Here is a 12357-nt window from a genome sequence, read left to right as displayed (position 1 = left end):
AAAAGTAGATGCTGTTTTGACGTCTACTTAGATTCTATCCGCCCCTTCTCAATTGATTTTCGTTCACTTCTCAATACCGAACGATATTTTCGAACAAGTAACAACCTAAACAAACATAAAATGGAACGCACACTTTTTGAACGTCTGGGCGGCACTGATGGCATTTCGACCATTGTGGACACCGCAGTGAACAATCATATGGAAAATCCAGCCGTTAATGCTCGGTTTTTGCCCTTAAAGGAACATCCCGAAAAACTCAGAATTGTTAAGGAACATTCCGTGGAATTTTTTAGTGCTGGGAGTGGAGGCAATGTTGCATACACTGGAATGGATATGGAAACTGCCCATAAAGGCATGAACATCAGTCCTGGGGAATACTATCATGTATTGGATGACATTATGCGCGCTTTGGATCAAAACAGCATCGATGAAGTCACCCAAAAGGACGTTTTGGCCATTTTATGGTCGTTAAAGGGGATGATTGTATCCAAATAAAGAATGGGTAGGGGTTAATGTGCTTTTTTAAAGGATTATTTTAACTTTAACAGCAAACCAACCTTAAAACCCAATATGTCTCAACGTAGAAAATTCCTGAAACAAGGCGCAGCGGCAATGATGTCCCTGCCCTTGCTATCCTTTGACCCCAAAAAAGACTGGTCCATAGCACCCTTGCAAACCAATGCCCCCAAAGATGAGGCGTATTGGCAAATGGTACGCAAACAGTTTCCTTTAAAGGAGGGGCAAACCTATTTTAACAACGGAACCATGGGGCCAACCCCAGGTTATGTGCTTGATAAAATGTTCGACCACATGATGCACTGGAATGTGGAGGCCGCTACGGTGGATTATAAAAACGGGTCTGGTCCTGTTTTGTTAACGGGTTATTTCCCTTACGAGGAACTGCGTGCCAAATTGGGCAAGATCATCAATTGCGATTTTAAGGAAATCTCCCTGACCCAGAATGCCACGTTTGGCATGAACTATGTGGGCATGGGCCTCAACCTAAAGAAAGGAGATGAGCTGCTCAACACCAACCAAGAACACGGAGGCGGATTTGGTGCCTGGCAATTGTTGGCCAAACGGAAAGGCTGTGTATACAAACAGGCCACCATGCCGGAACCTGCCAATGACCCACAAGAAATTATCGATGCTATTTTTAAGGAAGTCACCCCAAAAACGAAAGTGATTGCCATACCTCATATTATTTCTGGATTTGGAACGGTTATGCCTGTGAAGGAAATCTGTGCTGAAGCTAAAAAACGTGGCATTTTCACTGTTTTGGACGGTGCGCAATGCGTTGGTCAAGTTCCTGTAGATGTTAAGGATATTGGTTGTGATGCCTATTATTCCAGTTTGCACAAATGGTTGTTGGCACCCTCAGGAAGTGGTTTGCTTTACATCAATAAAGATGTGGTAGAGGGTATCTGGTCTACCATAGCAAGCTACAATTGGGACAATCAAGATGATCATGGTTTTCGTTTGATGCAAAACGGAACAGGAAATGCAGGACTCATGGCAGGATATGATGCTGCGGTGGACTTTTTCAATACCATTGGCCATGATGTGTGGTTGGGCCGAGTTAAGGAATTGGGCAAATATTTACGTGATGGGCTCAAGGAGATGAAGCACGTTACCTTTTATTCGTCCACTAATGAAGATTTGGCGGCTGGAATCACCACCTATGGGGTAGAGGGTATGTCTGGTCCAGAACTTCAAAAATATATGTGGGACAAAGAGCGTTTGCAACCCCGTTCGGTGGGTACTGAAATGCTGCGTCATTCCGTACATATTTATAATTCCAAAGAAGAGATAGACAGGGCTTTAAAGCTCATTGAGGGATTAGCATAGGGGATGTGGAAAATTTAGGCACATTTTGTAAATTGAGTCTTCAACCTCAAGTATGTGCTATTCCACTCGCCAGACCAAAAAAACGTCTGAGCTGAAAAAAATCTTTGATGCTGTTCCTTTGGAAGATAACCAAGAGGAATTGGATTTGATTTATTTTCATGCCAATGGTTGGTCGCATCCCATTATGTGGATGATTCCGCAAGAAGACCCCAACAAACTGGTGGCGGCGCAATGGGGCATCATGCCTTCGAATGAAAAACAGCAAGACTTTCAGGAATACTTTAAAAATAACCCCAAGGCTTTTGGTGGATTAAATGCGCAATCGGAAAAACTGTTCGGGTATTATGCACAACGGTATCAACCTTTGCATAAAAGATGTGTGATTCCCATCGATGGCTTTTTTGAACCCCATAATACCCATGTCAAAGTCAAGGGTAGGGATTTTAAAGTGCCCTTTTATTTTCATCGGAAAAACAACGATCCCATTTGCTTGGCTGGAATTTATTCCACCAATGCCGATGGCCGCAATACATTTACGGTCTTAACGCGTCAGGCCATGCCTGAGGAGGATAGTCTATTTTACAAAATCCATAATAAAGAACCTAAAACGGAACGTCGCCGCCCTGTTATCCTAAAAGATGAGGACGTAGATTCGTGGCTGCATCATGGCAATACGGCAGCAGATGTACAACAAATTATCCAAGATGATCTCTGGGAGGGTGAATTGGAGGCCTATCCCGTTTCCCGTGACCTTTACTCAAGAACCGTGGACAGTAATTTTCCTGAAATTATTGAACGGATGGAATATTCCGAGGTTCAATTTTAAGGAATTGTTTATCCAATTAAGAAGGGTTGGCAGCTTTCTTTTTATTGTATCGAACCACAAGGATGATTATCAATGTGATCAACCCCAAAGGAATTGCAATGATAATTCCGACACCAATCAAGGTTCCTACGGTATACCCCAAAGAGAAGGTAGAGGTGTTTACCCCACTGTTACTATTGGTGTAAATTAGATACCCCAGGTTTTGGTCCAGTTTTACCATGTCGTTGTAATAGGTATCAAACCCGGCAACGGGTACGTGGTCATCCTGATGCTTATAATAATAATCCAGATCTATGATCTTATCCGCAGCATTATACTTTGAACTAAAATCATAATAAAAATAATCTGAATTAATAGTCACACTTTCTGGTTGAACCCTAATGCCTTCTGCCAATTTCACTTTAATATGTTCCTTGCGAACAAAAGGATAACTGAGTGCGTAAGGGGTTACTCTTTCCAATTGGGTAGGCATGCTCAAATTGGAGATCAATCCATTTGGGAAGATGGATAGATTCATAGTGTTGGTCTTTTCCACGGATGGGCTCCAAATAGAATCCAAATGATAACGTTCCAACAATAAAAATTCATTCTTTAGCGTGTCGTCTTCTATCGTGGGCGGGTCTAAAGAAGAAACTTTACCGTAATTATCGGTGTAAAATGACATCAATTCTTGTTGAATAAGATCTTTGCTGTTGTTTCTAAACACCGAACGCATAAAATCCGCCTCTCCTTCGTAATAATGCGTACGTACTTCTAGATCAGCGCCCATGCCGTCCTTTTCCAAGGTAAGGGTACTGAAGGTTTCAATCATATTACTCCTGAAATCTGCAATCGTATCCAAATCGGACATATTTTCATCCAAGACCAATCCATATCTGTAGTCAGGTGTATACGTATTGGCATAAGTGCCGCCTTGGTCCGTGAGTGTAGGGTCGTACCATAAAGTTGTGCCGTTTTTATCGACTACCTTTACAATACAATGATCAAAAATTTTAGATGAGGGAGTTAGATTTGGCAACTCCTGTTTTAGGGTGGTATTCACCAAAGTTGGATAGGCCTCAATGCCCATTTGGTTGAGCATGGTGGCAAACAGCACACTTTTGTCCTTGCAATCCCCAAAACGCTGTTCCATAACTTTATTGGGGGAATTGGGTTTGTACCCGCCTATACCAGAAGCAATGGAAAGATATCTCACCTCATTCTGAACAAAAGCAAGAGCCGATTTAATGCGTTCTCCTTCTGTTTTATGGTTGGACTCAATGTTGGAAATGGTTTTTTGGAGTTCTGGGTTTAGAGGCTCGTCAAAAGTGAAAATTGTATTTCCCCAATTTATAACTTGGTTCCAAGAATCGTATTCGGTAACCAAAACGGTTTCATTTTGAATATACCAAGAAGGTGTTTGTTCTTCCAGTAAGATCGCAGGAACGTCTTCTTGGGCCCATTTATAATGATTAATGCCTCCACGCACCTCAAGGTCGGCCACCAAATCCGAATTGAGCATTTTATAATGAAGTGGTTTTTGGGTGAAAACATGCGCCGAAATACGATCAATGGGTTGGGTGGAGTTCAACACAAAACTGGTGGTGAATTTGTTTTTTTGAATGGGATTAAAGCCCTTCAAGCTATAACTATAAACTACAATATCACCCATTCTCACATCTGGGATGTTGACAAAGGCAGAAATAGAGCCATCATAAATAAAACTTTCAGCATTGGTCTCGCGTCGGGCAGTTTGAATGTCCTGTAGTTTCAATTTATTGATGGTCTCGCCATTTCGAATAACATCAATGCGATGAAATCGGAGTTTTTGATAACTTGGGTCGTAATCGGCAACAACACTCGATATGTTTTGAACGCCGCTATACTCAACGGCTTTAGCAACATTTTTAACGTAAACTTCTTCACGGTCCACATGTACTTGCTCGGTATACAACAACACATGGCTGCCACCATAAAGTCCGTTTTCCGGAGCCACCGCGTTAGGGTCATGCGCTTCATTAATGATCCAAGAAGGCTCTTCGGTTATGGAAACTTGACTGTAGGAAGCATAAAAAGACAGAAAGAGTAGGAGGAGGGTAAATGGTTTGTGCATTTGGTTAGTAGGTAATAATTATATCCCCTAAAATAGTAAACAAATGGAATTAGACAGAAAATTCTTAGCCCAAACGACCTAAAATTAGATGTGCAACCTTTGGGGTTTTATAAAATCCTTAACTAATTTTTGGCAAGTTCACCAAAGAACCCCGTTGGATTAATGGGTATATTTGAGGAAACAAACCAACCCTATGAAATACTCAATAACAATGGCCCTTGCAGGCATGCTGTTGCTATCTTGCCAACAGGAAAATAAACCAAAAGAAAAACCTTCAAAAATTGCTTTTACTGGGATTTCGGAATCCATAAAACCCGGAGACAATTTCTTTGACCATGTGAACAAAGTTTGGTACGACACCATTAAAATTGCCGATGATCAAGTGGGTGTGGGCTCGTACAGTTTTTTGAATATTCCTCAGCGCAAATTATTGCAGAATATTTTGGAAGAAGTATCGGCTACGGAACATGCTAAAGGTACCGTTGAGCAAAAAGTGGGCGATTTCTTTGCTTCGGGCATGGACACGGCTACCCTAAACCAAAGAGGATACGAGCCTATTCAACCTTTATTGGATGAAATCGAGGGTATTTCCACCCCAAAAGAAGTAATGGGCTTTGTTAGCGAGCAAATAACCAAGGGGAATAATTCCATTATGGGGTTACGCGTGGCTCCGGACAACAAGAACAGCCAATTGAATATTCTGCATGCCAGTCAGTCTGGTTTGGGATTGCCGGATCGGGATTACTATTTTAAAACTGATGAGCCATCGGTGAAGATTCAAAATGCGTATAAAACCTATTTGGCCACTTTGTTTGATCTTTCAGGGATAGAAAATGGTACCGAAAAAGCTGAAACGGTGTATGATATCGAAAAGCAACTGGCAGAAGCCCATAAAACACGTATCGAAAGAAGAAACATTCAAGCCAACTACAATAAATTGGCGGTGAGTGATATTACCTCATCCAACCCCAATATTGCTTGGGAGATGTTGTTGAGTGACTTAGATCTTGAAGCTGATTCCATTAATGTGCGGCAACCTGATTATTACAACAAGTTGGATGAATTGTTAGCTAAAGTTCCTGTTGAAGATTGGAAAACGTATCTAAAAGCACACAGCTTAGATCATTATTCCAGATTTTTAAGTGTTCCGTTTGAAGATGCTCTGTTTGAATATAACAAAGTTTTATTGGGGCAATCGCAGCAACAACCACGCGCACAAATTATGGCACAACAGGTAGACAGACAATTAGGTTTTGCCCTGGGTCAACTGTATGTAAAACGTTATTTTGATGAAGCTGCGAAACTACGTGTGTTGGATTTGGTGAACAACCTACAAAAGGCTTTTGAAAACAGAATGTCGCAATTGGATTGGATGAGTGACAGCACCAAGACCAAAGCCAAGGAAAAATTATATGCCATTACCAAAAAAATTGGATACCCCGATGTGTGGCGCGAATATGATGTGGACATTGCACGAGACCAATATTTTGAAAATGTAGTGGCACTTCAAAAAAACAATTACCAGTACAATGTAAAAGACCTCAATCAACCCCCGAACAAAGATCGCTGGGGCACAACACCATCCACCGTAACAGCCTATTATAATCCTTCCTTAAATGAGATTGTATTCCCTGCAGGTATTTTGCAATTTCCATATTTTGATATGGCTGCAGATGATGCCGTAAATTATGGAGGAATCGGGATGGTAATCGGTCACGAACTAACCCATGCTTTTGATGATAATGGTTCACAATACGATGGCGAGGGCAACCTTAAAAACTGGTGGACACCTTCCGATTTGGAAAAATTTAAAGAGAAAACCCAACAGTTGATAGACAGATACAGTTCGTTTACTGTTTTGGATACCGTTCACCTAAAAGGAGCCATGACCATTGGCGAGAACACTGCCGATAATGGTGGAATTGCCATTGCCTACGATGCCTTTAAAATGACGGATCAGGGACAGGACACCGTAAAGATTGACGGATACACACCTGATGAACGCTTTTTTATGTCCATCGCAAGAATTTGGAGGGTGAAAACACGGGATGAGTTTATGCGAAACTATGTGAACACCAATTCGCATTCTCCCGCCATTTGGAGGGTGAATGGTCCCCTGATGAATTTCACTCCTTTCTACGAAACCTTTGATGTACAGCCAGGGGAAGAAAATTACAAACCTGAGGAGGAACGTATAAAAATCTGGTAATCCTAGATAACATCAAACGCATACAAAAGGCGCACCAAATGGTGCGCTTTTTTTTGTGGAGTTGAATTTTATCGATTAAACTTTTTAACGAAAAACTTCGCTAATCACAGAAGCTAGTGTAGGTTTTTTCTTAAAATATATTATTTTCAAAACCTAAACATGCATAATCAATTAAACTAAACCAACTATTTATGAGAAAAGCTTGTGCTTTCCTTTTCTTTTTGTGCTTATTTATTTCTTGCTCAGAAAGTGAAGAAACTTCAACCCCAAATATTCCAGAAACTCCAGATGCCATAGAGCAGGGGGCACAATCATTTGGAATTAACAACAAAAAGATTACTTCTAAAAATTCAACGGATTTCACTGCCAAAGAATTTATCCCATCCTATGTTTTCGTAAGTGTAGAGACGGGTAATGGCAGCATTATTATGGATAGACAAAAACTGGATGTTATTGACAATGGTGGTGATTTTGTTACAGAAGAAATACTATTGGATCCTGGCACTTATAAACTAACAGAGTTTATTGTTATAGATTCTGCCGATGAGGTTATTTCCTTGGTACCAAAAGCAACTTCAGCCTTATCTCAGTTTACAGGAACTTCACTTCCCTATGATTTCACAGTTCAAGAAGCTGATTCCAAAAACACACCTATTGAAAATATTGAAGCAGCTGGCTATTCTTGGGTAGAATTTGGCTATGAGGAAGATGACATGGTTTTTTCTGAAGCAGAAGATTTCTTTACGCTTACGGTTGATGATTCAGAAAACTTAACAGCCAAAGTAATTGCATTAAAATCGTTAACAGGTTCAACTTATCAAATTGATTGGGGCGATGGAACCATTGAAGAATATGTATCTACCCTAAATACTATTGATATAGAAAATGAAGTAAGTCATACTTATGAAGAAAATGGCATATATGAAATTAAAATTATCGGAGCCGTAGAGGTTATTGAATATTTGAATTTTAGCAATTATGAAGTAGAATTTAATAATCAAAGTAATATTATCGCAGCGGAGTTAGGTAGTCTAACCTTATTAAAAGAAGTGGATTTCCATATCGGAAAATTAACATCCTTGGATACATCAAGTAACCTTTTATTGGAAAACCTTAGCTTGGGATACAACCAAATAACACATTTGGACTTATCCAATAATGGGAAACTAAGGAAGTTGTATGTTAGATTTAATCAGTTAACTGAAATAGATGTAACACAAAACCCATATTTGGAACTTTTATGGGTTAATGGTAATCAAATTTCCAATTTGGATGTAACTAATAATTCGTTATTACAACTGTTATTTGTTAGAGATAATAATTTAACGGGTCTTGATGTGTCTCAGAACAGCATGTTAAATCAAATTGATTTAAGTGGTAATTCAATTTCCAATATTGATGTAACACAAAACATAGGCTTGTTTTCTATCAATGTAGGTGCAAATTATCTAACCGAAATTGACCTTACCAAAAACACCAATTTAGAACGTATAGATTTATATAACAATCAGCTAAGCTCACTTGATATTTCAAAAAATGTGGAGTTAAGAGCCTTATATTTAAATGATAATATGTTGAGTGAATTGGATTTGTCTCAAAATTCTGAATTGGAAAGATTGATTATTCAAGGCAATAATTTTAGTCAAATAGATATATCCCAAAACCCTAGAATTTTTGATCTTGAAATAGGAGCTAATCAGTTTTTGGCAACAGAACTTGATCAAATGATTTCCCTTGTTTATAATCAGGCTATTTTAAATTCAACCACTTCAGGGTATATAGACTTCCAAAATAATCCAGGTACGGATTTGATTGATCAAACCACCATTGCTAAAATCAACGAATTAGGATTAGATTATAATTGGACATTCAATAATAATCAATATTAAAAAAAGCGCACCATTTGGTGCGCCTTTCGTTTTTATATTATTTTAAAACCTTATTTCTTCATACCTGGGAGACCCTCAGGTCTTTTGGTTTGCCAATGAAATGGCTCAGCCTCTTTTTCTAGAGGGGCGACCTCATCCAAGGTGTCGGCATCGTATACCTTTCCATTTTTAATCACATGGGTCAACGTATTGGTATTGCGGAGGTCCTCCAATGGGTTTTTCTCCATAATAAGGATATCCGCCAATTTACCAGCTTCAATACTTCCGATATCACCATCCAAACCAATATCCTCGGCTCCGATAATGGTAGCCACTTTTAAGGCATCCATATTCTTCATGCCGCCACTTGCGACGGACCATAATTCCCAATGGAAGCCCAACCCTTGCAACTGCCCATGACTGCCAACGCCTGCAAGTCCGCCAGCCTCAACCAAATCCTTCATAAATTCGGCATGTTTTTGAAAAACATGTTCCTCGGGCATAAACCAGGCTCCTCTTCTACGGGATTTCCCTGCCAATTCCTCATAAGGAGTAAAGTATTGCAACTTTTTATCATGGTACACCTCTTCGGTAGCATAATAATAGTTTTCTGCCCATGGTCCGCCATAAGACACCAAAAGGGTAGGGGTGACCGCCATTTTGGATTCTGCAACGGATTGTACCACATCCTTGTAAATAGGGTAAATAGGGAATGAGTGTTCGTGACCGGGATAACCGTCCAACAATTGGGTCATATTTAATTTAAAATCCAATCCACCTTCGGTTGTGGGCATCAATTTCAGTTCTTTGGCAGCCATGATCACCCATTGGCGCATTTGTCGGTTTCCGACCAAATACATTTTTATGCTTTTGGTATTGTAATACTCACTATATTGTTTCAGTACCTCCTTGGCATGTTCTAATGATTTAAGCTTATATGCCCAATAACCAACGCCAGGTCCAGTGCTGTACACACGTGGCCCGTGCATCATTCCGGCTTTGACCATATCGGAATACGTTAGGACGTCTGTGGTGGCCGTTTGTGGATCTCTGGTGGTGGTAACACCATAGGCCAAATTAGCCGAATAGATCCAGATCTGATTTTTTTGGATTCCCCAATTGGGCCACATATGGGCATGGGTATCCACAAAACCGGGCGTAATGGTTTTACCAGTGGCATCTATTTCTACGGTTCCTTTAGGAACATCCAAGGTTCCCGTGTCACCAACGGCTTTTATACGGTTGTTTTCAATTAGGATATCCCCATTTTCAATCACCTCATTATCTTTCATGGTGATGATTCTGGCGTTTTTCAAAAGTACCGTGCCTTCTGGAATATCCTTGGTGAAACTCACTTTCACCTTCAGTTCCTTGGCTTTATAGCCTTCGTCCTTATCCTCTTTTTTGTCTTTTTCCTCTTCATCCTCATCCTCATCCTCTTCATCTTTCTTTTCCTCCTTCAGCTTTTCCGCCTCTTTTTTCGCAGTGGCCACGCTATCGGCATAGGCTTGGGCTGCTGGAAGGTTATAGATAAAGTGACTTGACCCCAAAGACCAATGCACATCTTTGCTATTGCCTGACCAAGCAGGGAATTCACCACCCAAAACAGTCAACTTTTTGGCAGGGAAAGCTGCTTTGTCTGCACTGGCAACAGAAATTTTCGGGGTTTTTCCATATTTTGGAATAGTCACCGTATAAATGTCATTATTGATTTTTGCCAAAGCTGTAGTACCGTCGGGCGATATTTTAATTTCGGATGGTGATGATGATTTATCCTTTGGTTCTTGATATTGCTCAGAACCCGGCAAAATACTGTGTCCACCATTTTTATCGTGGAAACCGAATGATGAAGAACCGAAAGTAGTGATTCCACTTAAGGTCAAATGTTCCTTTTCATCAGTTCCGTCCCATCGTATGGATAACAAGGTTTTCCCTTTACTTAAGTAAATACGGTCATCTACTTTTGTAAAATGAGGCATGGAACGTCCCTTAGACTTGTCAATAAAAGTCACTTCACCACCTTCTGCGGAAACCCAAGCCAAATCTTCTTGCGAATTCCTTGCAGTTGGCCCAATAGCATCTCGATATACCTGGGCAGCACCTTTGGTGAATACAATTCTATCACTCTTGTACGACCAAGCCGGGTTGGAATACACAGCAGCTTCCTCGGTAAGTTTGGTAATTCTCCCACGACCGTTGGCATTCACTTTGTATAAAAATCCACCATCGGTTTCCCAAGTGGCAAAAACAATATTTTCGCCATCGGGTGACCAAGCTGGTTGTGCTTCCACAAAGTCATTTTTGGTCAATCGTTTTGGAGTTCCATCCGGCAAATCCATTACGTACAACCTATTCAATGCCGTAAATGCCAATTTAGTGCCGTCAGGAGAGGGCACTGCATCACGAATTTGGGTCACAAAGGCCTCTTTGGCGTCATCAATAGGATATTTGAAGGAAAGTTGGGGTCCCAATTCCAATTTTACATCCACTTCAAAAGGAATTTCTGTGGCAGAATTTGTAGCTATATCGATGGAATAGATCTTGCCACCATAACTTGCTACCAAATTTTTGCTGTCTGGTGAAAAGGCCATGGCAGGCAATACCCCTAAAGGTGCGATGGATTCTTGTTCATCGCGCTGCACAGGGTAGGCCAACCAGCTTTCATCACCGTTTTCCAAATTACGCAATACCAAGCCTGTTTCGGTTTCAAACCGACTTCCATACACCAACCATTTTCCGTCTGGGGAAAGGGTAGGGGTGAATGCAGAGCCGTATCGTGATGTGATTACCGCCATTTCCCCATCTTCTGTGTTGTAGGTGCCCAACTGATATTGAGGTAACTGTGCGTTGTAATTCCAACCACCTCTTCGCTGTGAAAAATAGATGAGTTTTCCGTCAGGAGCGAACTCGGGGTCAATCGCTTTTAGATTGTCTGGTTTGTCAATTAGTTGGGCTCCACCACCACCATCTTTGTGGTACATGTGCAGTTTGATGTTTCTTCTGCCGCGAGCACCAACAATATAATCACCATCAGGACTCCAATCTGCCGAAAAGTAGTTTTGGTTGTTGTCTTTGGTGATTTGCTTGGTTTCTTTGGAATCCAACTCCAAGGTCCAAATGTTATCGGAACCACTTTTATCGGAAATGAACACAATGGATTTTCCATCAGGGCTAAACCTTGGGTGAACATCATAAGCCATTCCTTCTGTAATCTGTGTGGCTTTTCCTCCCGTAATTGGAATGGTGTATAAATCACCCATCATATCAAAAATAATGGTCGAACCGTCGGGATTCACATCCAAGGACAGCCAGGTGCCCTCTTTTGTAGTATATGCAATAGTTCTTTCGGGCTCCAATGGGAGCTCTTTGGTCGCCTTCTTGGTACTATCGGCATCTTGTGCAAAAAGTTGCGAAAGCCCCATTAAAAAGCCCAAGATCATTAATGTTTGGTTTCTTCTCATTTAAGTTATTTATTCATGACTAAAGCTAACAAGATATGAAAATTTGCCTTCCG

7 protein-coding genes are annotated in these 12357 nt (G+C 40.7%); 5 read left to right on the top strand and 2 right to left on the bottom strand.

Annotated features, from left to right (window positions below; all coding sequences use genetic code 11):
* Positions 1-120 precede the first annotated feature (120 nt).
* From ABT310_RS13900 to ABT310_RS13890, 3 genes are all read left to right on the top strand, one after another.
* The gene (locus ABT310_RS13900) at positions 121-495 is read left to right on the top strand and encodes a group 1 truncated hemoglobin (RefSeq protein ID WP_375324489.1); all 375 of its coding nucleotides are present in this window, start codon (positions 121-123) and stop codon (positions 493-495) included.
* Positions 496-570: 75 nt separating this feature from the next.
* Positions 571-1848, top strand: coding sequence for an aminotransferase class V-fold PLP-dependent enzyme (locus tag ABT310_RS13895; protein WP_375324488.1), 1278 nt, complete (start codon positions 571-573; stop codon positions 1846-1848).
* A gap of 52 nt (positions 1849-1900) precedes the next feature.
* The gene (locus tag ABT310_RS13890) at positions 1901-2674 is read left to right on the top strand and encodes an SOS response-associated peptidase (RefSeq protein WP_375324487.1); all 774 of its coding nucleotides are present in this window, start codon (positions 1901-1903) and stop codon (positions 2672-2674) included.
* A 16-nt stretch (positions 2675-2690) separates the two neighbouring features.
* Here the strand turns inward: ABT310_RS13890 and ABT310_RS13885 are convergent, their stop codons facing one another.
* Positions 2691-4766, bottom strand: a complete 2076-nt coding sequence (locus ABT310_RS13885) for a DUF3857 domain-containing transglutaminase family protein (protein WP_375324486.1) — start codon at positions 4764-4766, stop codon at positions 2691-2693.
* A 193-nt stretch (positions 4767-4959) separates the two neighbouring features.
* Here ABT310_RS13885 and ABT310_RS13880 point away from each other — a divergent pair, with 193 nt between their 5' ends.
* The gene (locus tag ABT310_RS13880) at positions 4960-6975 is read left to right on the top strand and encodes a M13 family metallopeptidase (protein ID WP_375324485.1); all 2016 of its coding nucleotides are present in this window, start codon (positions 4960-4962) and stop codon (positions 6973-6975) included.
* Positions 6976-7166: 191 nt separating this feature from the next.
* Positions 7167-8864, top strand: a complete 1698-nt coding sequence (locus ABT310_RS13875; RefSeq protein WP_375324484.1) for a leucine-rich repeat domain-containing protein — start codon at positions 7167-7169, stop codon at positions 8862-8864.
* Between the two features lie 50 nt (positions 8865-8914).
* On the opposite strand, the gene ABT310_RS13870 is transcribed toward ABT310_RS13875, so the two are convergent.
* Positions 8915-12304, bottom strand: coding sequence for an amidohydrolase family protein (locus ABT310_RS13870; protein WP_375324483.1), 3390 nt, complete (start codon positions 12302-12304; stop codon positions 8915-8917).
* Positions 12305-12357: the final 53 nt, after the last annotated feature.

The organism is Flagellimonas cixiensis (genome assembly GCF_042134615.1).
GTDB lineage: Bacteria > Bacteroidota > Bacteroidia > Flavobacteriales > Flavobacteriaceae > Flagellimonas > Flagellimonas cixiensis.
The sequence above is the reverse complement of the archived record's forward strand: the minus strand, read 5'-3'. Positions and strand labels throughout refer to the sequence as shown.

Coding starts and splice junctions, on each gene's coding strand:
- ABT310_RS13900 (WP_375324489.1), top strand. CDS start 121: ATGGAACGCACACTTTTTGAACGTCTGGGCGGCACTGATGGCATTTCG.
- ABT310_RS13895 (WP_375324488.1), top strand. CDS start 571: ATGTCTCAACGTAGAAAATTCCTGAAACAAGGCGCAGCGGCAATGATG.
- ABT310_RS13890 (WP_375324487.1), top strand. CDS start 1,901: ATGTGCTATTCCACTCGCCAGACCAAAAAAACGTCTGAGCTGAAAAAA.
- ABT310_RS13885 (WP_375324486.1), bottom strand. CDS start 4,766: ATGCACAAACCATTTACCCTCCTCCTACTCTTTCTGTCTTTTTATGCT.
- ABT310_RS13880 (WP_375324485.1), top strand. CDS start 4,960: ATGAAATACTCAATAACAATGGCCCTTGCAGGCATGCTGTTGCTATCT.
- ABT310_RS13875 (WP_375324484.1), top strand. CDS start 7,167: ATGAGAAAAGCTTGTGCTTTCCTTTTCTTTTTGTGCTTATTTATTTCT.
- ABT310_RS13870 (WP_375324483.1), bottom strand. CDS start 12,304: ATGAGAAGAAACCAAACATTAATGATCTTGGGCTTTTTAATGGGGCTT.